The 26,111-nt window shown below is 41.0% G+C and carries 22 protein-coding genes and 1 pseudogene; 7 read left to right on the top strand and 16 right to left on the bottom strand.

The window, feature by feature from the left end; genetic code table 11:
* The first annotated feature begins 884 nt into the window (after positions 1-884).
* A complete protein-coding gene (locus tag J2Z81_RS13560; RefSeq protein ID WP_226371579.1) occupies positions 885-1,865 on the top strand; it encodes a DUF3231 family protein in 981 nt (326 codons plus the stop codon).
* Positions 1,866-2,032: 167 nt separating this feature from the next.
* On the opposite strand, the gene J2Z81_RS13565 is transcribed toward J2Z81_RS13560, so the two are convergent.
* From J2Z81_RS13565 to J2Z81_RS13575, 3 genes are all read right to left on the bottom strand, one after another.
* The gene (locus J2Z81_RS13565) at positions 2,033-2,944 is read right to left on the bottom strand and encodes a sigma factor regulator N-terminal domain-containing protein (protein WP_226371580.1); all 912 of its coding nucleotides are present in this window, start codon (positions 2,942-2,944) and stop codon (positions 2,033-2,035) included.
* Positions 2,944-3,435, bottom strand: a complete 492-nt coding sequence (locus J2Z81_RS13570; protein ID WP_226371581.1) for an RNA polymerase sigma factor — start codon at positions 3,433-3,435, stop codon at positions 2,944-2,946. The genes J2Z81_RS13565 and J2Z81_RS13570 overlap by 1 nt, the downstream gene beginning before the upstream one ends.
* Before the next feature lie 621 nt (positions 3,436-4,056).
* Positions 4,057-5,223, bottom strand: a complete 1,167-nt coding sequence (locus J2Z81_RS13575; RefSeq protein WP_226371582.1) for a nucleotide sugar dehydrogenase — start codon at positions 5,221-5,223, stop codon at positions 4,057-4,059.
* 553 nt (positions 5,224-5,776) lie between these two features.
* Here J2Z81_RS13575 and J2Z81_RS13580 point away from each other — a divergent pair.
* The 3 genes from J2Z81_RS13580 to J2Z81_RS13590 all read left to right on the top strand — a co-directional run bounded on the left by J2Z81_RS13580 (position 5,777) and on the right by J2Z81_RS13590 (position 9,097).
* Entirely contained in the window at positions 5,777-6,193 is a 417-nt protein-coding gene (locus tag J2Z81_RS13580; RefSeq protein WP_029268211.1) for a DUF1284 domain-containing protein, read from the top strand.
* 97 nt (positions 6,194-6,290) lie between these two features.
* Positions 6,291-6,866, top strand: a complete 576-nt coding sequence (locus tag J2Z81_RS13585; protein ID WP_226371583.1) for a TetR/AcrR family transcriptional regulator — start codon at positions 6,291-6,293, stop codon at positions 6,864-6,866.
* A gap of 113 nt (positions 6,867-6,979) precedes the next feature.
* On the top strand, positions 6,980-9,097 hold the full coding sequence (locus J2Z81_RS13590) for an MMPL family transporter (protein ID WP_226371584.1): 2,118 nt from the start codon (positions 6,980-6,982) through the stop codon (positions 9,095-9,097).
* A gap of 216 nt (positions 9,098-9,313) precedes the next feature.
* Here the strand turns inward: J2Z81_RS13590 and J2Z81_RS13595 are convergent, their stop codons facing one another.
* From J2Z81_RS13595 to J2Z81_RS13610, 4 genes are all read right to left on the bottom strand, one after another.
* Entirely contained in the window at positions 9,314-9,475 is a 162-nt protein-coding gene (locus J2Z81_RS13595) for a hypothetical protein (protein WP_198020916.1), read from the bottom strand.
* A gap of 649 nt (positions 9,476-10,124) precedes the next feature.
* Positions 10,125-11,141, bottom strand: coding sequence for a DnaD domain-containing protein (locus J2Z81_RS13600; RefSeq protein WP_038221252.1), 1,017 nt, complete (start codon positions 11,139-11,141; stop codon positions 10,125-10,127).
* Positions 11,142-11,235: 94 nt separating this feature from the next.
* Positions 11,236-11,466, bottom strand: coding sequence for a hypothetical protein (locus J2Z81_RS13605; protein WP_029270229.1), 231 nt, complete (start codon positions 11,464-11,466; stop codon positions 11,236-11,238).
* 144 nt (positions 11,467-11,610) lie between these two features.
* The gene (locus J2Z81_RS13610) at positions 11,611-12,180 is read right to left on the bottom strand and encodes a sigma-70 family RNA polymerase sigma factor (RefSeq protein ID WP_226371585.1); all 570 of its coding nucleotides are present in this window, start codon (positions 12,178-12,180) and stop codon (positions 11,611-11,613) included.
* 582 nt (positions 12,181-12,762) lie between these two features.
* Here J2Z81_RS13610 and J2Z81_RS13615 point away from each other — a divergent pair.
* Positions 12,763-13,128, top strand: a complete 366-nt coding sequence (locus J2Z81_RS13615) for a helix-turn-helix domain-containing protein (protein WP_051681496.1) — start codon at positions 12,763-12,765, stop codon at positions 13,126-13,128.
* A gap of 893 nt (positions 13,129-14,021) precedes the next feature.
* Here J2Z81_RS13615 and J2Z81_RS13620 read toward each other — a convergent pair.
* From J2Z81_RS13620 to J2Z81_RS13645, 6 genes are all read right to left on the bottom strand, one after another.
* Complete coding sequence (locus tag J2Z81_RS13620; RefSeq protein WP_226371586.1) at positions 14,022-15,101, bottom strand: ABC transporter ATP-binding protein; 1,080 nt, start codon at positions 15,099-15,101, stop codon at positions 14,022-14,024.
* 24 nt (positions 15,102-15,125) lie between these two features.
* Positions 15,126-16,808: an ABC transporter permease gene (locus J2Z81_RS13625; protein WP_226371587.1), complete on the bottom strand. Its 1,683-nt coding sequence runs from the start codon at positions 16,806-16,808 to the stop codon at positions 15,126-15,128.
* Between the two features lie 49 nt (positions 16,809-16,857).
* The gene (locus J2Z81_RS13630; protein WP_226981381.1) at positions 16,858-17,838 is read right to left on the bottom strand and encodes an extracellular solute-binding protein; all 981 of its coding nucleotides are present in this window, start codon (positions 17,836-17,838) and stop codon (positions 16,858-16,860) included.
* Positions 17,839-17,881: 43 nt separating this feature from the next.
* Complete coding sequence (locus tag J2Z81_RS13635; protein WP_029270217.1) at positions 17,882-18,631, bottom strand: HAD family hydrolase; 750 nt, start codon at positions 18,629-18,631, stop codon at positions 17,882-17,884.
* Positions 18,632-18,888: 257 nt separating this feature from the next.
* Positions 18,889-19,701: a DeoR/GlpR family DNA-binding transcription regulator gene (locus tag J2Z81_RS13640; protein WP_226374413.1), complete on the bottom strand. Its 813-nt coding sequence runs from the start codon at positions 19,699-19,701 to the stop codon at positions 18,889-18,891.
* A gap of 209 nt (positions 19,702-19,910) precedes the next feature.
* Positions 19,911-20,852 (bottom strand): lysozyme inhibitor LprI family protein, encoded by a 942-nt coding sequence (locus J2Z81_RS13645; RefSeq protein ID WP_226371588.1) that lies wholly within the window; start codon positions 20,850-20,852, stop codon positions 19,911-19,913.
* A gap of 518 nt (positions 20,853-21,370) precedes the next feature.
* Between J2Z81_RS13645 and J2Z81_RS13650 the strand changes: the two genes are divergently transcribed.
* Positions 21,371-23,650 (top strand): ATP-binding cassette domain-containing protein, encoded by a 2,280-nt coding sequence (locus J2Z81_RS13650; protein ID WP_226371589.1) that lies wholly within the window; start codon positions 21,371-21,373, stop codon positions 23,648-23,650.
* Positions 23,651-23,831: 181 nt separating this feature from the next.
* The gene (locus J2Z81_RS13655) at positions 23,832-24,272 is read left to right on the top strand and encodes a GNAT family N-acetyltransferase (protein ID WP_226371590.1); all 441 of its coding nucleotides are present in this window, start codon (positions 23,832-23,834) and stop codon (positions 24,270-24,272) included.
* 346 nt (positions 24,273-24,618) lie between these two features.
* Here J2Z81_RS13655 and J2Z81_RS13660 read toward each other — a convergent pair whose 3' ends face one another.
* From J2Z81_RS13660 to J2Z81_RS13670, 3 genes and pseudogenes are all read right to left on the bottom strand, one after another.
* Positions 24,619-25,011 carry a DegT/DnrJ/EryC1/StrS family aminotransferase gene (locus J2Z81_RS13660; protein WP_319023844.1) on the bottom strand — a complete coding sequence of 131 codons (393 nt, stop codon included), beginning with the start codon at positions 25,009-25,011 and terminating at the stop codon, positions 24,619-24,621.
* Between the two features lie 19 nt (positions 25,012-25,030).
* A pseudogene (locus tag J2Z81_RS13665) lies at positions 25,031-25,153 on the bottom strand (transposase); the annotation flags it as partial.
* Between the two features lie 161 nt (positions 25,154-25,314).
* A partial coding sequence (locus J2Z81_RS13670; RefSeq protein WP_226371592.1) for a Cna B-type domain-containing protein occupies positions 25,315-26,111 on the bottom strand: 797 nt, incomplete at its 5' end.

Genomic DNA, 26,111 nt, shown 5'->3' on the forward strand with positions numbered 1-26,111 from the left:
GGAGGGGTACCCCTCCCAATATAATAAACTCCATACCAACACATAAATGGTTGAAAACCTTGTATCTTATTTTACACATAATTCAGGACTTGACTATAATGCCTAAAACTCGAGCGAGAGACTACCAAACTCGCGCAATAACGCTTAAAAGTCGAGCGAAGGCCTCCCCAACTCGAGCGATAATGCCTAAAAGTCGAGCGAGAGACTACCAAACTCGAGCGATAATGCTTAAAACTCGAGCAAGAGACTACCAAACTCGAGCGATAACGCTTAAAAGTCGAGCAAGAGCCTACCAAACTCGAGCGATAACGCCTAAAAGTCGAGCAAGAGACTACCAAACTCGAGCAATAACGCTTAAAAGTCGAGCAAGAGCCTACCGAGGTCGAGCGATAATGCTTAAAAGTCGAGCAAGAGACTACCAAACTCGAGCAATAACGCTTAAAACTCGAGCAAGAGACTACCAAACCCGAGCAATAACGCTTAAAACTCGAGCGAGAGACTACCCAACTCGAGCGATAACGCTTAAAAGTCGAGCAAGAGACTACCGAGGTCGAGCAATAACGCTTAAAAGTCGAGCAAGAGACTACCCAACTCGCGCAATAACGCTTAAAACTCGAACGAGAGCCTACCCCAACTCGAGCGATAACGCCTAAAAGTCGAGCGAGAGACTACCCATCTCGAGCAATAACGCTTAAAAGTCGAGCGAGAGCCTACCCAACTCGAGCGATAACGCTTAAAAGTCGAGCGAGAGCCTCCCCAACTCGAGCGAGAGGTATTTAAAAAAGCCGCACAAGATAAAAAACTCCAAAAATCGCTAGCATGAATATTTTGCTAAAGAGAAGGTAAAAATACCATTGATATTAAAAGTAGGAGGACAGCATATCATGGAGAAACCTAAAATGAGTGGCACCGAACTTGGAGGGCTCTGGATGACCTATCAAAAGAAAACAATGATTTCGCGTATATTAGAATATTTTATCGAGCATGCCGATGATAAAAAAGCCCAACATATGATGTCCGGTTTGTGGAAACAACTGCATGCAAAGATTAACGAGACCAACAATATGTTTGAAAATGAGGGGGCGGTACTCCCACAAGGGTTTACAGAGGAAGATGTCAATAGAAAAGCACCAAAGCTATGGGAAAATGGCTTTGATATTATGTTCTGTCGAGTGCTAAAAGAAATCAGTACGGGGCTGTATGCGCTTCATCTATCCATAGCTTATCGAGAAGATGTGATCAATTTTTATAAACAGCTAAGTAGCATCACGCAAAGTTACTATAATGATTTTACCCAATACCTACTCGGGAAATCGATACTGCCTCGTCCCACCTATACTACCATGCCAACGTCGACGGATTATATTACGGATAAAGCATACATGAAAGGCACCAATATCATGGGGGATAAACGCCCATTAAATACCATTGAGTTTGGATTATTGTACCACTCGATTGAAACCAATATTACCGGTATGAATTTAATGAGGGGATTCGCCCAAACAGCCAAAGATAAAGAGGCAAAAGAATACTTTATAAAGGGGATCCAGCTTTCTAAAAAAATTTTAAAGCAAGATAGCGACGTCCTGCTCCAAAATAATATTCAACCTCCCGCAACATCAGGCGAAACCCTTACAGATTCACTAGAAGCCCCATTCTCAGATAAATTAATGGTATTCTGTACATACCTTTTATCTAGCTTAAGTATAGGCGGACAAGGATTCAGTGCATCCTTCAACATGCGCAATGATTTGGACGTAAAAGCAGGATTGCAGGGGAAAGATGTCTTTACATACGCGCGCGAAGCGGAATTACTCATGATTTCCAAGGGGTGGCTTGAGGAACCACCAAAAATGGATGTTTGATCCCTAAAAGGGGAAAGTCCACCGTTTAGGGACTGCTCCAATTCTATCTTTCTCCTTTCGTCATCATCAACACCTTTACTAACTAGCGTGCTTTCGGACATCCCCCCGCTAGTTGCTGCCGAACGCTTTATCAGCCCATCATTCTCTAGCTAGGTACCCGTTTGCACTTATTTTTCAGGTTCAATATAAGGAACAATTTCCGCGGTAGCCCCCACAGAAGCTCCTCGAATGAAATCTTGATTTTTTAAGGCTTTAAAATTTTCTGTTTGACCGGTGAGCATGACCCCTAAAATGTTTACTTGATCAAATGGTTTGTTTTTATTAGCCTTTAAAAAATCCTGGATGGCTTCATTGCTGCCACGCGCGTCATAATCTTCTAGTCCATCAAGAAAGCTCTTATATGCCTCTTTCGGTGAATCAGATGGATCAAATCCATAGTTTACCGTACCAGCAGGACCGTTACTTTCATCTCCAATTGGCGATGTCATATACAGCCATACGATATTTAAATGATCGGGGATTTTTGCTTGTATTTCCTGTAATGTATAGGGTCGATCGAATGAAATGGCAACTTCTGCAACATGATTTTCCATTTGTGAAATTTCCCCTAGTTCATTTTGTACACCATCATGGTAATCGTGTATGGACGGATGATAAAAGGTGGCAACCTTATTTTTGGTTTGCTTATCATATTCATAGAACTGTGTATCCGTCCAATAAAATCCGGGAATTAACTCGTTATGATCTATATCGGTCCTAAGCCAATCATATGAACTTGTAAGTGTGCTCCACGGAACAACGTAGCCATTAATATTTTTAGAACGATTGGTAATAATGTTTCCACCGAACATGGATGAATTACGCGTTACTTGGGAATCAATTTGAATATTCGGCTCGGCAATTGCATGATATAAGAAAAGCCGATCATGAAGCCTTTCAGTACTTTTCATGGCAAAATAGTTGCCTGTTTTATATAAGATGGGTAAAACAATTAGTACGACAAGAAGCGAAACGATGATGATTTTTAGCAGTTGTTTTCGTTTTGCTTTTTGTAAAGCATTATTAAGCGAAGGACCCATTAATGTTTACCCCCTATTTTTGATCGAATCGATTTACGTGCGCGATATAATTTTTGCTTTACGCTATTTACCTGAATGTCTAAAATAAGAGCAATTTCCTCATATGAAAAATCATAATAATACTTTAAAAAGAAAATTTCTTTGTAATCTTTTTTGATGTCTTTCAATAGATAGAAAATTTCATCCTTCTTTAAAACCTCTTCAAAATTATCATCCGTGCGTTGCGATTTGGAATAAATTTCCTCTGTTAAGTAAATGTTCTGCTTCTCCTTTTTCCTTTTCAAGTCAATGTACTCATTGAGTGACACCCTAAAAAACCACGGGCGCAGATTGCTCTCTGTCAGGTCATCTAACAAGACATACACTTTGTAAAACGTATTTTGAACGATATCTTCTGCATCCTCTTTTTTGGCTCCTTTTGCTAGTAGAACTCGAAACACTTCCTCTCCTAAATGAATGAGGTAGGAGGCTAGTTCATTTTCTTTTTTCATCTCTCGACCTCCCTCTACTTATACAACGGATGAACATTCAAAAATGTATACACTTCCAATTTTTTATACGAATAAACGAATAGATCGGGGCTGTCTTGCTTTTTAGGATTCCCGACAAAACAATGGAAAGGTAATGAATCTAATCGGAATTTGTCCTAAAACTAGAACAACGAAGCGAAAGGAAATGAGCAACCGCGGTAAATTATAGCGAAGCGCAAATTTCCGGAGAAAGCGCTAAATAATGCTTCATGCACTGTATCCAAATTCCAGAACTAACTCACCCCATCTTATTTGATTTTAACTCTTCGTACCTCATCTCGCTCGAGTTTCTACCGTTATCGCTCGAGTTCGGGAGGCTATCGCTCGAGTTTCTACCGTTATCGCTCGAGTTTGGCTTGTTATCGCTCGACTTCGGGCTTTATTGCGCGAGTCAGGCGGGATTTCGCTCGACCTTCTACCGTTATCGCTCGAGTTTAGTCGGTGCTCTGCAGAACGAACTACTTTACTTCATTAGCAACGCTGGCTCATTGAAGCAAAAAAGCCTGTAGAGAAAGAAGGTACCTTCTCTACAGGCTTATTATCATTTCGAATAAAAAACGGATTGGAAACCAACCTAAACCATCAATCCCTACTAAATAAATCCCTCGTATAAACCTTATCCTTCACGTCTTGAAGTTCTTCGTCCAGGCGGTTCGCCACGATCACGTCACTCTTCGCTTTAAATGCATCAAAATTCTTAACCACCTGAAGACCATCAAATTCATCCACATCCAGGACTGGCTCATATACAAGAACCTCTGCCCCGCCCGCTTTCACATGGTTAATCACATCTTGAATCGCGGACTGTCTAAAGTTATCCGATCCCGTTTTCATCGTCAAACGGTAAATACCCACGACTTCCGGCTTGCGCGCCAGGATCCTATCAGCAATATGCCTCTTCCTTGTCGCATTCGCATCCACAATTGCGTCAATAATATTATTTGGAATGCCTCTGAAGTTTGCGGCGAGCTGCTTCGTATCTTTCGGCAAGCAGTAGCCCCCGTAACCAAAAGATGGGTTATTATAATGATCCCCAATCCTTGGGTCCAGTCCAACCCCTTCGATAATCTGCTGCGTATTCAGGCCGTTCATCTCCCCGTACGTATCCAGTTCATTAAAGAAAGAAACCCGCATAGCCAAATACGTATTGGAAAACAACTTGATCGCTTCTGCTTCCGTGGAATCTGTAAATAACATTGGAATATCTTCTTTGACGGCACCTTCAGCCAGCAATCCGGCAAAAGTTTTCGCACGCGCCGACTGCTCCCCTACGATAATACGGGAAGGATGCAAATTGTCATGTAACGCCTTTCCCTCTCTTAAAAATTCCGGGGAAAAAACAATATTTTCCGTCTCGAATTTTTTGCTGATCGCTTTTGTATAACCAACAGGGATCGTTGATTTGATCATCATAGTAGCTTTTGGATTGATCGCTAGCACCTGGTCAATCACCGATTCCACACTGCTTGTATCAAAATAGTTCTGCTCCGGGTCATAGTTGGTCGGTGTAGAAATAATGATATATTCCGCATCCTTAAATGCCTCTTTCGGATTTGTCGTTGCGGTTAAATTTAAATCCTTCGTTGCTAAAAAATCCTCGATTTCAGGATCCACGATCGGTGATTTTTTATGATTAATCAAGTCCACTTTTTCTTCAAGAATATCTAAAGCAACCACTTCATGATGCTGGGCCAGTAATACGGCATTCGATAAGCCAACATAACCTGTTCCGGCGACTGCAATTTTCATTTGTGTTTCCTCCTTGCTTGTCCTTCTTTAAACGTTTGTCTGCCTGATTAATTTTCACGCTTCGAATCATTTGTATAAATAAACATTGTGTTTTTAGACTCCCATTTATTTTAACATATCAGCTACACTACCGCCCCTAATTTCAGGACAGAATCATTAGAAAAAAGATTCAATGTGAATTTTGTATCCATATACGGAGAGATAGCGAAGGAAACTCAATGATGTGGCGTAAATCCCCTCCATTTATTTCGGAATACCCAGATACGATATAAAAAGTCGGGAGTTGCATCTCCTACTACAGCAAATACCGTTTGACGAAACTCCGCCTGGACTTACTCTCTGCCACGAGCTAAGCAGGCAGTTATTTTAGTCTTTTCGAATTTATCATAGACGGATGAGCAGCAATGAAAAATAAAATTCGGGAAGTGACAGGCACCCTCCCAAAAACCCATTCGACAAAATTCGGGAAGTGACAGGCACCCTTCTAATGTTAACCTTTATTATTTTATGTTAACATTATAGCGAATCGAATGTGTAGAAATGGGGGCATACTATGTATAAACTTCGAGGACATCATCTTTTTTGCCTTCTAGGTTATCGGGGAATGGGATATTCCGAGGAGTACGTGGAAAATATGACGCATTTGCACCAAACGCTAAGAAATAATCCCAAGACGAGCATCCAAATTGTCAGAGGGCCGGATCAGCTGTGTGAAAAGTTCCCTGAAACAGGCGAATACCACTGTGAAAATAGCCATATCTATGAACAAGATACCGCTATTTTAATGAAATTAAAGCTTGACATCGGACAAATTCTTACGTGGGAAGCGATTGAATCCCGCATCCGACAGCATGTCATTCCTTCCGATATACAGTCTGTTTGCAAACAATGTACCTGGCGATCTTACGGGGTTTGTGAGGAAGGTATACAAGAGATTCTTGACGGGGAAGGCTTACGAAAACTCAACTAAACTCTCCCCGTTAACCCGGATGATTCGACAAAATATGACAAAATTCGGGAAGTGACAGGCACCGCACACCTGCTATAATTGGGTTCGAGGTGAGTATATGGCGCGGGAGCGGAAATTTTCAACGGATGCATTATATAGAGAAACGAAACATATCCTTTTACAGGATGGTTACGAGGGATTTACATTTGGAATCCTCGCATCCAATCTTGGCGTTTCTAGAGGAGCATTATATAAATATTATGATCACAAAGATGACCTGATCACGGATTATATGGTGTATGAAACCGAACAATCTGTAGAAAAACTGAAACAAATAGATGCGATCATCGATTTTGAAGACCAATTTGATTATTTGCTAGAGGTTATTTTAAAAGATACCGATATCCATCGAATCAGGCAAATGGCGATGAATCTTCCGCAAACGAATCATGAAAAAACAGAGGCAAATAAGCAAAAAATCATGGATTTACACCAAACCATGTATCATTCGATGCAAGGTTTTGTAGACAAAGGAAAAAGGGAATCCAAATTAAAACAAGAACTCCCAAATGACCTGATCATTGGCTTTTTATTTGGTACCATTGATTTACCAAAACCCAAAAGCATTGCCTACTTCGAATGGATCAAATCGATAAAAGAAATCATCCGTCACGGAATGATCACAGAAAAATAATTGACACATGTGTTACTTTCATAAATAATAGTAAAGTGACACATGTGTTACTTTTATTTTAGATCGTTGCATGTCCATTGGAAGCAATTTCATGAAGAAAGGGATGTTCGATCATGCGTAAAACATTGCATACCCTCACCGATTTCATCAGTAGCAAAAAAGGCATGTGGGTAACCGTCGGAGTTTGGCTGGCGCTTACCATCATTCTTGCTGCACTGGCACCAAGCGCTAGGGACTACGAAGTTTCACGACTAGATCCGTTTCCCGATGACACCCAATCGGTCGTCGCCGAGCAAAAAATGGATCATTATTTCAGTGAAAACGACGGGATCCCAGCCATCCTTGTATTTCAAGCAAAAGAAGGGAAACTTCCAACCACGGACGTTTCCGAGGCGATCAAACATATTACCGAAAAAAACATTCATGGACTAAAGCAAGTCGTCCCACTTGCTAAACTGCCGCCAAAAGCACAAGAATCCTTTTATTCAGAAGATGAGACGACGGCACTGATCCCAGTACATTTTGATGCATCCTTGGACACGGGGGAGATCAGCGATTCCATTGATCAAATAGATGATGTGATGGAATCCAATACCACATTCAAAATGGAAGTTACAGGACCAGCGGGGATATCCGCCGATACGAAAAATCTATTTTCAAGAGCAGATGTTGTGCTCATTCTCGCAACGGTTGGCATTATTCTGGTATTACTAGTCGTTATTTATCGTTCACCTGCCCTCGCCCTCATTCCGCTACTCGCAGCAGGAATTGTTTATATGGTTGTGAACCAGGTGCTAGGGTTAATCGGAAAAGCAGGTGTTCCAATGGGGTCACAATCCCTATCGATCATGTCGATTTTACTCTTCGCCGCACTCATTGATTATTCACTGTTCGTTTTTTCAAGGTACCGGGAAGAATTGAAAACACACGAAAACAAGCATGAAGCAATGCGATATGCGATGCGCGGTGTCGGCCTCCCTGTCCTATTTTCAGGTGGAACGGTCCTAGTAGCCATGCTCGTATTGTTCTTTGCAAACTTTGGCGATTCGCATAATTTCGCACCATTATTTTCAACCACCATGTTTTTCGTCATGATTGCTTCCGTGACACTGGTTCCAGCATTATTTACGATTTTTGGCAGAAAATCCTTTTGGCCACTGATTCCAAAGGTTGGCGATAAACACGTAAAGACAAACTCCATCTGGAGCAAAATTGGTCACTTTGTGTCAAGGAAACCAATCATTTCGGTTAGCGTGATTGGCATTTTTCTCTTGTTCAGTGCTAGTAACATCCTGCATACGCATTATGAATTTGATACACTCAAATCATTTCCAAAAGATATGCCCTCCCGCGTTGGATATGAAATGCTAGAGGAAAAGTTTAACCCTGGCGACCTCGCACCAACAACGGTTTTGCTGGAAGCGGATAAAGAATTAAGTGAAGCGAAATATACACAGTTCGCTGACATACTTGCGGATCAAAAGCATGTGGAAAATGTCCAATTCAATCAAATATCCGATCATAAAAAAGCTGTCTCCTACAATGTAACTTTCGATGCAAACCCCTATTCAAATGAGGCCATGGATGCACTGGAGGAAATCATGCGTCAATCGGAGGCAATCACAAAGGAGGCAAGTGTTGAAGGCAGCCTGTATTTCACCGGCGAAACAGCCACAGCCGTGGATGACCGCTCGGTAAACAATCGTGATTTAAAAGTCATCATCACATTAGAGACATTATTAATCTTTACCGCACTTATTTTTTTGACGAAATCAATCAAAATGCCGATTTACATGATGGGGACGATTTTGATTTCTTACGTAGCGGCACTAGGCCTAGGGATGTTCCTCGTCGACTTATTCTTTGGAATTGAATCCATCAATAACAGAGTTCCGTTGTATGCCTTTGTATTCCTGGTCGCACTTGGTATCGACTATAATATTATGCTGGTGTCCAGGTTTATGGAGGAAAGAAAACACCATCCAATCCGAAAAGCAGTCGAAATTGCAGTCTCCCACACAGGCGGGGTGATTTCGTCAGCCGGCGTTATCCTTGCTGCAACATTTGCAGTCCTAACCACACAACCAATCGAACTCTTATTTGTTTTCGGGTTTATTGTAGCTGTTGGCATATTAATGGATACCTTCCTGATACGAGGAATACTGCTTCCAGGATTGCTTGTATTATTTGAGAAAGAAAAAGGAAAGCAAACCGAAGTTGAACAGCAATGACCGGTCAAAAGCCTTCCACTATTGATGGAAGGCTTGCACTGGGAGGCTAGCACCTGCCGCACTGGTGCTCGCGCGACTTTTTGCCTGTGTCGCTCGAGTTCTGACCGAGTTCGCGCGACTTTTTGCCTGTGTCGCTCGAGTTCAGACCGGGTTCGCGCGACTTTTTGCCTGTGCGCTCGAGTTCAGGCCGAGTTCGCGCGACCACATCCATCAGGATTACCGTTTCTTTTCTCGAACGGATAGAATTTGAGCCCCTGTTCCATATTTCCGGCGAAAGATTTTCCTGGCTTCCGCAGGCGTTCTCGCATTGACGAACTTCATTTGATTTTCTCCATTTGCTTCTATTTGAACAAGAAAGCATTTTGCTCCACATCTCAAGCACGCTCCCTCCTCTCTATTTTTGGATTGTCCATGCTAGATGAAACAAAAAACCATGCAAGCAATCAGTGCATTTTTTGCCCTGCAAAAAATTTCCCTTCTTCCTTTCTAATCTATTTGTATTTAGCATACGCATTCATTGGTTCACCGTAAAATGGAATGATTGGTAAAAGCCGAATTTCATACGTGATTTTGGTTGGAAATTGCTATGCGATTTTTTATGTATTCAAATTCGACAAAATTCAAAGAGAGCCAGACACCTGCCGCACGAACCGGTGCTCGTGCTACTTTCAAACTTTATCGCTCGAGTTCGAACCAAGATCGCGCGACTCCCCAACTTTATCGCTCGAGTTCGAACCAAGATCGCGCGACTTCCCAGCTTTATCGCTCGAGTTCGAACCGAGTTCGCGCGACTCCCCAACTTTGTCGCTCGAGTTCAGACCGGATTCGCGCCACTTCCAAGCTTTATCGCTCGAGTTCGAACCAAGATCGCGCGACCCCCCAACTTTATCGCTCGAGTTCAGACCGGGCTCGTGCTACTTTCAAACTTTATCGCTCGAGTTCAGACCGAGATCGCGCGACTTCCCAGCTTTATCGCTCGAGTTCAACCCGAGTTCGCGCGACTTCCCGGCTATAGGGTCTGTTCCCTTCACCCTCGCACCAGCGCCTCAAGCTCCTTCTTCTCCGCTTCTTCTGCCTCTTTGCCACGTACGCGCTCCGGCCCCGGATTCTGCTTTCGCTCGACTTCCTGCCCCTCTTCAAGTGCAAGTTTCTTTTTTCGTTCCTTAAACCAATCCGGGATCACTTCCTCCCGCTTCGATCCAAAACTTCGACGCGACCGCTTCCGCTCATGTTTCTGATTTTGAAACGCCACGTCTGCCGCATGCACGTCCGCTACCGTACGCACACCCCGCCCTTGCCAATCTTTCAGGATCGCCTTCACGTAACCCCAGCTCCCTTTCCCGCGTTCGAGCGCCCGCTTCATGGCAGCTAAAACCAACAGCTCCCCAACATCCTTCACCCAATTCAACAAATCCTCCGCTACATACGGACGGATCACTCCAAAATTTTCCTGATAGAACACGACCGCATCCGACACCCCAGGAGTAGTATTCGGATGTTCTTTTTGTTTCGCCTTGTTTTGTTTATATAATGGGGCAACACTGCCGCCATTCCCCGGGTCAGCACTCCGGTCTGTACTGTGGTCCATCCTGCCGGCCACCCCAGCACTCTCACCGCTCAAAGCACCTCCCTCAACTGCTCCAGCCGCACATCCATCTCCCGTCCGCACGTGCTCCCCAAGCACAATATTTTCACCATCCGCGGCAGCACGTTCTCCGCCGCCATCCTCACGCGCAGCATCAACACCCGCGTTATCCTCGAAATGCACTAACGAAATCATCTCATACACCGCAGCTCGGTTTGCTCCCTGCGGCGTAAAGCGAATATATCCCTTATCCCTCAGTTCCAACCTTGCCCGCTTAAACGTCCCCTCCTTCAACGCTGCTTTCACACATAATAAAGACGCAGCCACCGAAAATTCCTTCTTCCACCCCGCCCGGTTATTCACATGCATCAGCACCGACCAGAGATGGGCAGCTGCCGTCGATAGTGGATTCGTCTCCTGCATATTATGAAATGCGTTTATTTCCTTTAAATAATTCATGACTCTCTTTCCTTTCCAATCAGCGAATCGCCGCTTCTTTCCGGTAATAAATAAACGAATCAAAGTGCCCCTGTTGCAGAGGTACGCAAGCCAATTATAGGTACTTCCTCTCAACCATTTCCATCAACAGAACTCGAATCATCGTGTCAATATCAATCGCCACCGGATCCCTGCTCTGCTGGTCCATCTTCCACCATTTCCACAATGCATAAACCCCCTCCGTATAATATTCATTGTGTAAATCACGGATGCCAAGATCATGGATATGATAGTGAATCCGCTTTCTATTTCTTTCAAAAAAATGCTCGAATGACTCTCCTTTCATGAATAACCTCTTTTCCAAAAAGCCGGCTCTTTGCTTCTAGTACGATCGTCTACTTCTACTATCGAAAGGATCCTTCATCAGGTGGCACTTCCAAATCCCGCAGTCCTTTTAAAATAGAAAATTCCGTTAATTCACACCAAAACTTTAAGCGCCTTCCACCAATGCCAGCAGCTTTTCCTTCAACTTCGCGTCCCGCAGCTTTTTTCGCGCCTGCTTCCCCCAACTTTTTACCGCTTCGACCGTCACACCTTCCCGTCTTGCAATCTCCTTCAGTGGCAACTCTAAAATAATAAACGAAGCCACCCACTTCCATTGATTGTCTGTCAATCTTTCCCTGACATGCTTCCAAACGGACCTGTCATCCACTGGAATATCCGAAAAATCAAGCAAAGGAAGACGATCTTTACACGAGCGGTTCCCATTGTCCATCTTCTTCTTTTCCTCTTCAATAAACACCTCATCATTCCGCAATGCTCTCGCCTTTTTTCGCATTAAATCAATCATCCGGTTCCGAATGGAATAATTAAAATAGGTAGCAAGCGGCCCCTTATCCGGCTCGTATTTCTCATACGCATTCCACATTGCAACAAGCCCCTCCTGGTAAAACTCCTTGTGCGGATCTCTCACATTTAATCGGTGAATATGATAATGCACACGCCGCTCATTCTGTTTCATAATTTCTTCAAATGATAACTCTGCAAATTTTTTATCCATTCGCTCCCCCTCTATCTGCTATAAAAATACTACTCTATGATTATTATCGATCCAAACCCTTCCCTAGGTGGCATCGTTTTAAAATTTAAGAAAAAAACAATCATCTACTTGGGCAAAAATGCTGACTGTACATAGTAAGGCTATCGCTTTGATTATCACTTTCTTCTACCTGAAAAATTTGTAGGATGGGGGCGTTTTCCCGATTGACTCCAAACTAAAAACATAAGCTAATCAATCAGGCTACAAGAGGAAATGGAGGGAACTCCTTCATTCGGTATGTTTAGCTGCTTAGTATAATATACCTAGTCTTATTGTACTACATTTATTTTGTGAATTATCTGAAACACATGATTCCCGTGTTTTATTTGGTCAAAAAAAATAAATCACAAGCTAAAGGAGGAGCTATCCCTCTTCTGCGAACACAGTTGCACGTCTTTCTCCAATCGTTTGTATGCCTGTGATTTTTTAGCGCCAGTTGCCTAGCCCCCGTATACACCCAAAATAAAAACACAGAGTTCCTGTGTTTTTGTAATTTTTCTTCCTTTTTATGATAGTTTTTATCCGAAAAGGGAGAAGATATTGATGAAAAAAGAAATCAGATGGCGTTTAGAAAACCTCCGTGATCAAGCTGGATACTCCCAAAAAGACGTAAGTCAGATACTCAGGTTTTCGGATAATACATATGGACAATATGAACGCGGGGAACATAGCCCCTCCGTTGAAACGTTTATCTCATTAGCACAATTGTATAATACATCACTTGATTATATCCTTCGGGGAAAAAAAGACGGTGACGCATGCGAAAAAACCGTTAACGTCTTTAAGCAACATGGAATCAAAGATCCATTCATTCTGCGTACGGAGGATTGGTCTGCCCTTACCTATGACGAATTAATGTCCCTGACCAAGCATTTTGAAAGCTTGGTAGAACAGGTAAAAAAAGAGTGAAATAAAGATACCTGCCACCAGAGTGCCTGTCCTACCGGAGTGCCTGTCACTTCCCGAATTTTGTCGAATAATGTCAAATAAAAACCCATTTGTTTCAAGCGTATTTGCTTGGTTAACAAATGGGTTTTTAGGCAGGATTTTATGTAATGTGACAGGTGATCGTATTAATTAGCCAGCCAACAATACCGAAAGTACGGGGAGAAGGAAGAGATTTAGAAACCTTCCTTCATGAACTGAACGATATATTTCCTCCATTACAGATTAGCCAAAAAATTCATCACAACCTTTAAGGTCTTCATCCAGCTATATAAACAGGAATTATCCTATTTTAATTAAATATTTCATCCAAAAAGATTTCACTTATTTCTAATAATTAAAACCTCTAATATAAACTAGAGGTAAAATTTTAAAATATATAAAAATAATTAAAATTTAATATCCGCAAAGTCTTCATAATCTACATCATGTGGGATGGCATTCTCACCCATAAGATCACGAGCTTTGATAAATGCATCTGAATAGGAATGAGAGGAATCAAAACCAACAAGAAGACCATGCATTTTTGAAGGTGCAGGTGGCCCCGTCTAGTAACCCCCATCGGCTGGATGGGTACAATCATGATGGTATCATATGTGAAGTTTTATAAATATTTAAGCCGGGACCCGAAAATAGCAAAGTCTTAGATGTAATATAATCATCTAGGATAACCGATGAAATTGCAGAAAAAATTCCTCCTCATTTCCGACGTTGATTGAGGAGGAGAAATAATACGCTCTTTTCATTGCATGGCTAACGATGTGTTTTGTGTACTTTGTACTTTCGATAATGAAGCATTAATCAATGCTTCACGCACACAATCCGTACGACTCCACCCATGTTGCAAACAAATTTCTTTATGACACGGTGTCGTTAATGACGTGTGGGGACGTAGGAAGTTCCATTCCAATGACATCGCCCTTTTGATATGTTTTGTTGTCCATCGTATTAAATGCGTCCACTAGCACTGTTTCATCTTCCAGTTCAATAAAGTAACGCGTAAAATTCCCATTATAAATGGTATTCACAACTTTTCCTTTTATTGGACTGGATGTATTTATTTTAATGCGCTCCGGCCTTACGAGTACAGTGGCTTTTTCTCCAATCGCCATCGCTTCCCCGTCTGCTTTTTGCAATCGTTCTACTGGAAAAGTAACGGTTCCTGTATCAAAGTACAATCCTTCTTTCCCTTCCTGCAGATGGCCGGTGAAAAAGTTCGCCTGTCCAACAAATGTAGACACAAATTTGTTGCTCGGATAATTATAAATACGATCCGCTTGATCAAGCTGTTGAATCACACCTCCGTTAAGAACTGCAATCCTGTCTGAAATACTTAATGCCTCTTCTTGATCATGCGTAACAAAAATGACCGTTAAATTCAGCTTTTCCTTTATTCGACGGATTTCTTCCCGAAGCGACAACCGTAAATTAGCGTCAAGATTGGATAGTGGTTCATCCAGTAATAACACTTTAGGCTCTAATACAAGGCAGCGTGCAATCGCCACCCTTTGCTGCTGACCACCACTTAATTCACTTGGTTTCCGTTTCCCATGATCACGCAGTTCGACTTGGGACAACGCAGTCATAATCCGATCATGTCGTTCAGCTTTAGGAACTTTCGCTTGTTTCAATCCATAAGCAACATTATCATAGACGGTCATATGTGGAAAAAGCGCATAATTTTGAAATACCATCCCTGTGGAGCGCTTTTCAGGCGGTAATGCATCAATATTCTCATCGTCTAAAATAATTTCGCCTGCATCTTGCTTATTGAATCCCCCGATCGTTCGTAATAGGGTTGTTTTTCCACAACCGCTGGGGCCAATAAAGGAAATGAGTTCCCCGCGCTTAATCGATATGGAGATATTATCGACTGCTTTGACATCTCCAAAGTATTTATAGATATTTTTCAATTCAAGAAAGTTATTTTCTGACATCTAGAGACCTCCAATTGTTACGAATCATATACGAATTCCCGTCCTCTTCTCGACGAATTTCAACAATCCCAGACAAGCTAACACAATCACGATCATAATGAACGACATCGCAGACGCTAAACCGACTTTCGCCTGTTCAGCCAAATTCAGAATATAAATGGCGACAAGATTCGTGTCTGGTGATATTAAGAAGACAACGGAACTGATCGAAACCATCGCTGTCATAAAAGCGTAAATAAACCCTGCTACAAATGGAGGAACCATCAATGGCACAAGAACCTTCCAAAATGTTTTATACGGCCCCGCACCCAAATCACTCGATGCTTCTTCCATCGACGTGTCGATCTGATGCATCTTACTAATGGCGGCCTCCATTCCAACACCAATCTTACGAAACGTCATGTTCAATACAAGAATCATGACAGTTCCCGTCAAGAAAAATGGTGGGCCATTGAAAATTAATACATAACCAATCCCCATGACCGTTCCTGGAACTGCCAAACCAAACAGCGTTAAAAACTCGAACAACTTCTTACCAGGTATCGGTTTTCTCGCAAATAGAAAACCTTGTAAAATCCCAATTGCCGCTGCCAGTATAGCACTGATGAACGAAACGTATAGACTCATAGAGAGCGAATCCCAGCCAGTTTCATTATTAAAATGTTCCAGTGTAAACGTATTGTTTATTCCGATGATCTTCACAAACGCGCCTAGTACAACCATGATAAACATGAGTAAGATAAACGCGATAAACATCGAACTAATCGTTACAACAAAAGCTTTAACCGATTTGGAGAGCGGTACATTTTGGGAACCTGTTTCACCACTGATCGTCCCGACATTACTATCTTTTAGAAAATACGTTTGGAAGATAAAAACGATCAAACTCGGTAAAATCAAGAATACCCCAAGTACTGCAGCCAACTCTAAGTTATGTTGCCCAACGACAAGCAAATAGGCTTCTGACGCTAAAAACTGTTCTCCTCCCCCAATAATAAGTGGGTTGGAGAAGTCGGCTAACGCCATGACAAAAACAAGTAATCCTGCTTTAATAATCCCGGACTTTGCTAAAGGCAGTGTCACCGTGCCAAGTGTTTTCCACTGATTGGAGCCAAGGTCTAATGCTGCATATTCCAAATCAGCATTCGAATTTCGCATGGTGCTTTCAATCAACATATATCCAATTGGGAAATATCCAATAATTTGCGCGACCACGACTCCCCAAAAGCCGTAAATGCTAAATTGCCCACCAAACAAATCACTCACATAATCAGTCACAATACCGCTTCTGCCAAATAAAATCATCAGTGATAATGAGAATATAAATGGAGGAGCAACCAAAGGCAGTAACGCAATCCCTTTAAAAGATTTGGACAAAGCGTTTTTCGTACGTGTGACATAGAGTGCGATGTTAATACTTAAGAACAACACGACTACTGTTGTGATAATCGCTGATAGCAAGCTGTTTTTCAGTGCTTCCCAATAATAGGAAGCTTGAAAAAATTCTTTATAATAATCAAAGGTTAATTGACCCGTTCCAATACCGAAGCTTTTTAATAAAACGGCAAAGACGGGGGCAACAATAAATATCAGGATTGCAGCAGCAAGTATAATCGTTGCAATTGCAAACCATGGCTCCGACCAGAACTGTTGCCATTTCGCTTGGAACGGACGAAGCCGTTTTTTTACTGTGGGTACAGTCTCCACTTATATCCCCCCCTTTTTCTCGTGTATTAAAATCGCTCTCGCCATTCCTTCATAATACGCTCTCGATTTTCTTCCGCCCAAACAGCATCATAATCAAATATTGCTCGATATCATCGGCGTTTCCTTTTACCCCATTTTTCGTTACCATCGAACGATGTTCCGCAGATTTCTTCATACCGCCTTCCGAACCGATATAATCAATAGCTTCTTCGACCAACGCTCGATTTTCGGTGTCCTTAAACATCCAAACCACATCAAGGTCATACCCTACACCTTCTTCAGGAATAACCGTCTCCAGTGGGTATCCTTCTTCAATCCGGTTATACACCGCTTGATCCCATGTGATACCGATTGCATATTCCCCTTGCGCAGTCATTTGTGCTGGCGCGTCACCAGATTTCGCGTATTGACCAACGTTTTCATCTAATTTCTCAAAATATTCCCATCCTTCTTCTTCACCTAAAATCTGCATAATGGTAGAAACGAATAAATAAGCTGTTCCTGACGTACCCGGATCAGGCAAAACGATTTCCCCTTTATATTGAGGATCTAGCAAGTCTTCCCACGATTCCGGCTTGTCCAACCCTTTCTCTTCCAAAATTTCTGTATTAATTGCTAATAAATTAAACCAATAAGACCATCCATACCATTTACCATCTTCATCTTTAAATTCATCTGGAACATCTTCCCACGTTGGCGAATCATAAGGTTCCAAAAATCCTTCTTTCTCCGCTTTCAATGCAATACTATGCAACATACCCCATTGCATATCCGCTCCAAAATCAGGGGCTTCCGATTTCATCCGACTCCAACCTTCTCCACTAGATAGTCGCAATACATTTGCTTCAATGCCTGTTTCTTCTTTTAGACCTTTTACAAAATCTTGCATTTCCTCAGAATCATTATGCGTATAAACATCAATTGAACCTTTGGTCTCTTTCGCCTCACCGGAGCCAGAATCATCACCACTGCATCCTACAAAGACCAGACTCAATGCGAGGATTAAAAATGATAATACAGATTTCTTCATTTTTATACAACTCTCCTTTTGCTATAATCATTCATCTCAATCGTTATGCTTTTCTTAGCGTGATAGATTCATAGTCGTTAATGATGCTATCCGCATCTTTCAAGTAAGCTGTTTCCATCGACGGCACTGCTACAATACCAATACTCGCTAGCGCACCGCTCTTTTTGCCAAGAATCATGTCTCCATTGGAATCACCAATCATTAATGCATTGGCAGGATTCACTTTTAACTGTTCACAAGCTCGATAGACCATTTCAGGATACGGCTTCCCTTGTTGAACAAGATCATCTCCGACAATCGCGGAGAAATAATGTTTAATCCCTAATACCTCTAAATGTTCCACGGCCTTCTCGTAATTATCCGAAGTGACGACTCCCATTTTAATGCCATGGTTTTCCGCTTGTTCTAAAAACGACACCAACCCTTTGATCGGTTTCACATACTTACGAGTGACAAAACTGTCTTCTAACAGTTGATAAGCGTCATTTACCAATTGATACGATTGGTTCCAAGGAACACCTTGCTGATAAAGTCCTAAAGATAAAATGGTTAACAAATCTGGCAGCGAACCAATAGCCAGAGGACCTTCTGGATCCCATGTATGCTCCTCATAGGAAAATCCTAACGCATGAGCTAACAAATGTTGGTCATAAGAACCATCCTCTCCAACGATCAAATCAATGAATTTTTCAGCCCAACGAACCCATAGCGTGAAATCAATGAGTGTCCCATCTTTATCAAATAAAATACAGTCTATTTCATACGCCTTTTCGTTTATCGTGATCAAACTCATTAAAATCCCCCCTCTCCTTTCATGCACCAACCTCGTCTTTACCTTTTCCGTTTTATGTTTTTAGTTGCAATTAGATGCATTTGGTTGTATTTGTGTGTCCATTGTTTATTTTATAGAGAATACCTCTTTTATGTCAAAACGCATTTTTGGATGATTTATGTCATATACCACTAAAAAAGCTTAGACAGAGCGCCTAAGCTAAAAGTAACTTCTATTTATTTGCATATCCTACCAATAACGACGATCTATTCTGATTTTTATAATATTTCGATGCCTGTTTCTTGGTATTTCGCCAATACATTTTCATTAATCTTAGAATCTGTAATGATTCGGTTCACTTGCTCAAACGGACAAACATTCAATAAAGAGACGACATCAAACTTACTGCTGTCTGCTAACACAATCCGGTGCTGAGAGATCTCGATCATTTTTTTCTTCACCTGCAATTCCCCAGCTCCGTAATCCGTTAAACCCTTGGTAAGAGAGAGACCACTAACACTCATAAAAAACGTGTCGATATGAAACTGGGAAATAAAGTCTTCCGTAAAATCGCCAACTGTACAAAGCTCTTGATTTCGCAAAATCCCACCTGCAAAAATGATTGTATAATCAGGCATCTCTGATAGTTCATTTGCTATAATCATCGAATTCGTCAGCACCGTTAAACGAGAAAATTTCTCCTTTAATACCTTCGCAAATTCAGTGTTCGTTGTACTGACATCCATCGCAATCGATTGCCCTTCAATCACATATGCTGCTGCTTTTTTCGCGATTTCTTGCTTTTCCTTTAAATATTTAGATTTACGAACTGTAAAAGATAATTCCCGACTATTTACTTCTTCGAGTACCGCTCCCCCGTGAACACGAGTTAGAAAACCTTCCTGCTCGAGGTATTCTAAATCCCTTCTTACTGTTTCAATCGACACATTGAAGTACTGGATTAAGTGCGATACCTTGACAGATTTATTTTTTCGAACCATTTTTTTTATTTCTTCATGTCTTTCTTTAGCAAACAACAGCGACACCTCTTTTGCAAAATTAATGATGTATCTCCTAACAAATAAATACATATAAATACAACCTTACCCCACATTGTAAACGATCTATCCATATATTTCATCTTAAAAGAAATTTCCTTCCAGGGGGCTGATCCCCTCCTAGGAAAATCAAACCAAAACAAAAACCATTTGTTACCAAGCACAGCGCCTAGAACAAATGGTTTTTAAATTAAAAATAAATAACAAAGGAAAGGATTTTTCTTTAACCTTTTGGGCTATCCCTATTCGTTCATATAATTCTCAATTAGATAATAAGTTCTACTTTTCGTTTCAGCTGCTAGATAGTCCACTCCTGCAGCTCTTGCTGACGCTGGTTCATCCGGCATTTCAGCAAATGTTTGCTCTTTATTTTTAATCCAATCATTTTGTTCTGATTTTAATTGTTCAAATTCATTCGTTGGCATCGTCTTTTTTAATTCGCCCCAAACTTCATTTAATAAATCATCCCATTCCCTATGGTATTGACCATAAAAACCAGGCTGCACATCTTGTTCAAACAATTCTTTCGCTTTACTCATTATCCTGTCATCCAGATTATCCGCCTTCTGCATATATTTCTCCTTCAAATTATTCGCTTCGGTAGCTTGTTGTTTTGCTTCCGCTTCTAATCGTTTTTTCTCAGCTTCTTTTTCTTTACGTTCTTTTTCAGCGATACGTTTTTCCACCACTTCTAATTGATTATGTAAATCATCTAATTCACGATCCAACGCGTTCGTTTTACTTTCTAATTCACTAATCTTCGAGTTGGCTTTTTCAACATCATCATTAGCGATAAGCTCTTCTATTTTTTTCAGATCGCTTGCCATTTGCTTTTCTTTCTCTTCTTCCTCTTCAATCGTTGTCAATAATTCTTCCACTTCAGTTTGTAAAGACGGGACAATCGTATCATTTTTCAGGATATCATTCGCCAAATCAACCGCTTCTGTCCACTTGGCATTTTCCATTTTTTCTTGTAAAGTCGCATAGTCATCTAATAAAGCAATCCTATCTTTTACTTCTGGACTATCTGGTTTTTCTTCTAAAGCAACGTTAAATAATTTTAGTGCGTTTTCAAAATCTCCATTTTCTAGTGCAGCTTCCGCTTCAGTGACGGAATCTTTAAATGCAGAATTACATCCAACCAATACAAAAATGATAGCAAATATTAAAAAAATTCGTTTCAACGTTCATGCTCCCCCAATTTTAGTTAATAAGTAAACAATATACCTATGATTATACAACATATTGGGAAAAATTACCTATAAAACTGAAACAATGACAGAAGAAACATCACAAGGACAAGCTACCAAGTAATTTACACTTAGTTTTCGCAATTTCGGATTAGGGGATATTTTACCTAGCAGGCGTTTTCCTGCTAAAAACTCATACTCTCAGTTTTTAAAGTGCTATCAATATAGGAATATTGCACCATACAAACGCATGTTTCGCCAGGTCGGGATATGGCTTTTTGATGAGTGGCCTTAAGTTATCGCTTTTGCATAAAAAGGGCAATCACATGCGGAGAGTGAATTTAAAAGCAATTACATGGTCAATGCTATTCATTCTAACGTCTTAATCTATTCAAACACTTTTGCAGAATTCGTTTTTTTGTCCCCTATATAACGATGAAATCTTCGTCTATAATAGGTGATAAAAGAAAGACACTTTCTTCTTCGTAAAGAAAATCAGAAAGGATGATAAAGTGTCAAAAATAAAGGATGAAATCATTTTAAGAGGACTAAAAGAAAATAATTTAAAAAACATAGATATAAACATACCAAAAGAAAAAATCACCGTATTTACCGGTCTTTCCGGCTCAGGGAAAAGCTCCGTTGTTTTTGATACATTAGCAACAGAAAGCAGAAGACAAATGACGTTGAATTATCCCCTTTATGTCAGAAATCAAATGCCAAGATACGAAAGACCCCATGCCGATCTTATGCAAAATTTAAGCCCGGTTGTTGTGGTAGAGCAAAGATCTATCGGAGGAAATTACCGCTCAACCGTTGGCACCTATATGGATATTCATCCATTGATTCGACTTTTGTTCTCGCGAATAGGAAAGCCATCCATAGTTTCTGCCACGGATTTTTCGAGCCAAAGTTCCTTTGGTAGATGTCCTGAGTGTAGTGGATTCGGGAAGATCATTGCGCCAGACCTAAATAGAATCATCGATTTCGATAAATCACTCCGGGAATATGCAGTGAAATTTAAGCCATTGTCGCCTTCCGGTTGGCAAGGTAGATGGATGATGACTGGCGGATTATTCGATCCAGATCAACCGATAAAAGACTACCCAGAAGAAAAACGCCACTTGCTATTATATGGTCCCCCGGAAGGTGAAAGAGTCTATGCGCCGTTTCATACCAAACACGGACCTCAGGATCATGAGTGGGATGGCTTACTTCCCAGATTTACGCGCCTGTATATACATAGAGATATTTCCAAGCTGAAACAAGTATCCCAAGATGACGTCCTAGCCGTATCAACTCAATCCCTATGCCCAACCTGCCAAGGTTCAGGCCTAAACCCAGAGGTATTAAAATGTAGAATAAAAGGCTTAAATATCGCAGAATACGATCAATTGGAACTTACCGAACTCCTAGAAGAGTTGACGAAGATAAAAGATCCTATCGGAGAATCAATCGCACAGCAAGCAATCCCGCATGTAAAACAACTCGTTGAAATGGGTTTAGGATATTTGAGCCTATCCAGAAAAATGAGCAGCCTTTCCGGTGGCGAAGCGCAAAGGGTAAAAATCGCACGTCATTTAGGGAGCAGTCTAAACAATATCACATACATTTTCGACGAACCAAGTGCAGGACTTCATCCAGAAGAAGTCGATAGGCTAATCCAGATGCTAAAAAGTCTCAAAGATCAACATAATACCGTCATCGTTATCGAACACGACCTGTCCGTAATAAAAGCAGCAGATGAAATCATAGAGATGGGACCGGGAGCAGGTGTAAATGGAGGAGAAGTTGTCTATCAAGGAAAATTAGAAGGACTGAAAAGCGCTAAAGCCGCAACAACCCTTAATCCCAAATTAAAAATAAATAAAAATCCAAGGAATATAAAAAGTTGTTTTACCATAAAAAAGGCAAGTAACCATAACTTAAAAAATATAAGCGTGCGTCTTCCTAAAAATGCCCTCGTCTCTCTATGTGGCGTGTCTGGTTCAGGGAAAAGTTCCCTCATGTTGGAAGCATTCCCAGAAATGTATCCGGAAACGATCATGGTAGGACAAGACAGGATCGGAATCTCTAACCGTTCGACACTAGCTACATATATGGGGGTCATGGATGATATTCGCTCCATATTTTCAGGAAGCACAGCGCGTCCTGCAGGTTTGTTCAGCTTTAACTCACTAGGAGCATGTCCGACCTGCAAAGGAAAAGGAGTCACAAAACCAGATGTAGCATTTGCAGATCCCGTAACGATTCGCTGTGAAGCATGTGGAGGCACGAGATATTCAGACGAAGCATTATCTTATCAGTACGAAGGTAAAAATATAGTAGAGATTTTGAATTTAACGATCGACGAGGCGATGAACTATTTTAAAGAACAGAAGATCATAAAACGAGTGAATACGCTAAAAGACGTAGGATTAGGGTATCTAACCTTAGGACAGACAACAAGTTCACTAAGCGGAGGAGAAATTCAGCGTCTAAAACTTGCAAGCCACTTACTAAAAGAAGGACAAATCTACCTATTAGACGAGCCATCCTTAGGACTACACACAAAAGATAATGGAAAGCTTTTAAGTATATTTCAAAATCTTGTAAACAAAGGTAATTCTGTTATCATCATCGAACACAATCTAGATTTTATAGCAGCAAGTGACTGGGTCATCGAACTAGGTCCTGAGGGAGGAAAAAAAGGTGGACATATTCTATTTGAAGGCACACCAGAAGAGATGTTAAATGCAGAAACAAAGACAGCGAAGTGGTTAAAAGACGGAGTTAGCGAACACTTGAATTAGCATTCAACCTCCCCATTTACCTGAAGGGAGGGATTCTTGCTAACGAAGGATGAATTGCCAGTGCTATCATTCAGTGAAATCGTTTATCACTTTAGGTGAGAAAGAGACGCACTGCAGGAGTTAAACAATCGGACCCTTTAATTGAATAAAGCACTGAGATGAACGTATGAAGGATGATAAAGTGAATATTAGATCAAACAAGAAAACAGAGGTCAATCAATTAGTAAAAATATGGTATGAAGGTTCTTTAATAGCACACGATTTTATCGATAAGAATTATTGGAAATCGCAGCAAACGGAGATGGAAGAAAAGTATATCCCAATGTCTGAAACCTATGTTGTAAGTAATGAAAAAGATATTGTCGGCTTCGTATCAATGATGGATAATTATTTAGCTGCATTATTTATTGATGTTACGCATCAAGGTGGAGGATATGGAAAGGGTCTGTTAGATTTTATAAAAAGCCAAAGGGAAAATATTCAATTAAAAGTGTACAAGAAAAATAAAAAAGCTGTTGATTTTTATTTGAAAAATAGCTTTGTAATAAAAGAAGAAACACGAGATGAACAAACTTCCGAGAAAGAATTTTTAATGGAGTGGGAAAAGGGTAAGTGTCATTAGATGTGTTTGATTATTACATGAAAAAGCTAGTGAATGGTCTTCGTCGAACGAGATGCTATACATGTCAGATGAATTTAGAAAACGATGAATTAACCTTCGAGAAAAAACAGATGAACTTTAAAGGATGGGGATGATTCAACTTCCCCATCCTTTAAAGTTCATACTAGTATTTGGAATCACCTATACAATGAGCACAATGATCATATTCCTCACGTTTAGCTTGTGAATGTGAATCAGGAGAAATGTCTTGACATGATGCGTCTTAATTTCATCAATTTTACATGAAGTTTTCTCGTTATCTAAATCATGAACTTCATTCGTATTCGTATTTCCGATATAACGGATATTAAAGATTTCCCTTATTATTCAACAAGTCTTTTATCCCCTTCACAACACGCTCCTGCTGTTCCTCCGTCATATTCGATCCAGATGGTAAACATAAGCCGTCTCTAAATAAATCATCCGACACACTATTTCCTTCCTCATGTGGGTAATACGTGTATCCTTCAAATAAAGGCTGCAGGTGCATAGGCTTCCATACTGGACGTGCTTCGATATTCAACTCCGCCAATGCCTCGATAATGACCGTACGATCAACGCCTGCTTGCTCTGGGTCTACCGTTAAAGCAGTCAGCCAACGATTGGACTTCGTACCCTCTAGCTCTGGCATAAACGCAAACCCAGGCTGATCAGCAAACGCTTCCCGGTAGCGTTCAAATACCGTACGTCGCTGCGCCACCCGTTCATCCAACACTTCCAAAGGAAGAAGGTGTCAAATCATATTCCTTAATGATTTCGGCTCGTGGCTTGCCTGATTCATACAACTATATGATTTGTTCTTTAAATTCTTTTGAAAAAGTCCTTCTTTGCCTTTTGGTCATTTTCGATTCTCCTCCGACTAAGTTGAAGCAAGTCTATATGACCTAGAACAAAAGAATAGATTCATAAAAATGATTCATTACGCTTGTATTTTATAAAGTAGATGCGACAAAAAAAGCAAGAGCCCCTCTAAGAAGCTCTTGCATCATAATAGATCATAATCTTAATCTATCTTTCTTTTTCTAACAAATGCTACCGCGACTCCAAGTCCAATTAGTACAAGTCCTGCAATTAATATATTAAATAATTGAGTTGCAGTGTCAGGGAGTGTATCTCCAGATTTACCTGGTTCGTCTGCGTTGACTGGTTCGCTCGGTTCATCTGAGTCACCTGGTTCGCCTGGGTCACCTGGTTCGCCTGGGTCACCCGGTTCGCCTGGTTCGCCTGGTTCGCCTGGTTCGCCTGGTTCACCTACTTTGACGTTCGTGATGTCATAGCCATCGATTTCTGTTTCATAGCCATTGACTGCTTCTTCTTCGATGGTGTATGTGATCTTGCTACCGTCTTTATCATATTTCGGTAAGTCTTTGAAACTATATTTCCAGTCAGTTTCTGCTGTTACTTCTTTAGAATCGATGACTTTTCCGTTTTGAACTAGCTCCACAGTGATTGACTCTGGACGATCTTTGACGTTGTCATCTTTCCATGTCTTCGTTCCGGATACGTCTGTTTTGCCAACGCGTAAATTGGTAATGTCAAATCCATCTACGGTTGTTTCGTAACCTTCTACAGCTTCTTCATCTACTGTGTATTCATATGCGACACCATTTTCGTCATAAGCCTCTAGATCTTTGAATTCGTGTGTCCAGTCATCCTCTTGCGTTAGTTCAACTGTTTTTATTTCTTCGCCATTTCGAAGTAAGTATACAGTGATGGTATTTGGGCGATCTTTTGATTCATGATCCAACCATCCTTTGGTTACCTCTATCGATGTCTTTTCAGAACGCGTATTCGTAATAT

Origin of the sequence: Virgibacillus alimentarius (assembly GCF_017874635.1) — a bacterium.
GTDB lineage: Bacteria > Bacillota > Bacilli > Bacillales > Amphibacillaceae > Virgibacillus_B > Virgibacillus_B alimentarius.

What these genes read in the sequence shown, in the direction of transcription:
- J2Z81_RS13560 (WP_226371579.1), top strand. Translation starts at nt 885, where the DNA reads ATGGAGAAACCTAAAATGAGTGGCACCGAACTTGGAGGGCTCTGGATG.
- J2Z81_RS13565 (WP_226371580.1), bottom strand. Translation starts at nt 2,944, where the DNA reads ATGGGTCCTTCGCTTAATAATGCTTTACAAAAAGCAAAACGAAAACAA.
- J2Z81_RS13570 (WP_226371581.1), bottom strand. Translation starts at nt 3,435, where the DNA reads ATGAAAAAAGAAAATGAACTAGCCTCCTACCTCATTCATTTAGGAGAG.
- J2Z81_RS13575 (WP_226371582.1), bottom strand. Translation starts at nt 5,223, where the DNA reads ATGAAAATTGCAGTCGCCGGAACAGGTTATGTTGGCTTATCGAATGCC.
- J2Z81_RS13580 (WP_029268211.1), top strand. Translation starts at nt 5,777, where the DNA reads ATGTATAAACTTCGAGGACATCATCTTTTTTGCCTTCTAGGTTATCGG.
- J2Z81_RS13585 (WP_226371583.1), top strand. Translation starts at nt 6,291, where the DNA reads ATGGCGCGGGAGCGGAAATTTTCAACGGATGCATTATATAGAGAAACG.
- J2Z81_RS13590 (WP_226371584.1), top strand. Translation starts at nt 6,980, where the DNA reads ATGCGTAAAACATTGCATACCCTCACCGATTTCATCAGTAGCAAAAAA.
- J2Z81_RS13600 (WP_038221252.1), bottom strand. Translation starts at nt 11,141, where the DNA reads ATGAATTATTTAAAGGAAATAAACGCATTTCATAATATGCAGGAGACG.
- J2Z81_RS13605 (WP_029270229.1), bottom strand. Translation starts at nt 11,466, where the DNA reads ATGAAAGGAGAGTCATTCGAGCATTTTTTTGAAAGAAATAGAAAGCGG.
- J2Z81_RS13610 (WP_226371585.1), bottom strand. Translation starts at nt 12,180, where the DNA reads ATGGATAAAAAATTTGCAGAGTTATCATTTGAAGAAATTATGAAACAG.
- J2Z81_RS13615 (WP_051681496.1), top strand. Translation starts at nt 12,763, where the DNA reads ATGAAAAAAGAAATCAGATGGCGTTTAGAAAACCTCCGTGATCAAGCT.
- J2Z81_RS13620 (WP_226371586.1), bottom strand. Translation starts at nt 15,101, where the DNA reads ATGTCAGAAAATAACTTTCTTGAATTGAAAAATATCTATAAATACTTT.
- J2Z81_RS13630 (WP_226981381.1), bottom strand. Translation starts at nt 17,838, where the DNA reads ATGAAGAAATCTGTATTATCATTTTTAATCCTCGCATTGAGTCTGGTC.
- J2Z81_RS13635 (WP_029270217.1), bottom strand. Translation starts at nt 18,631, where the DNA reads ATGAGTTTGATCACGATAAACGAAAAGGCGTATGAAATAGACTGTATT.
- J2Z81_RS13640 (WP_226374413.1), bottom strand. Translation starts at nt 19,701, where the DNA reads ATGTATTTATTTGTTAGGAGATACATCATTAATTTTGCAAAAGAGGTG.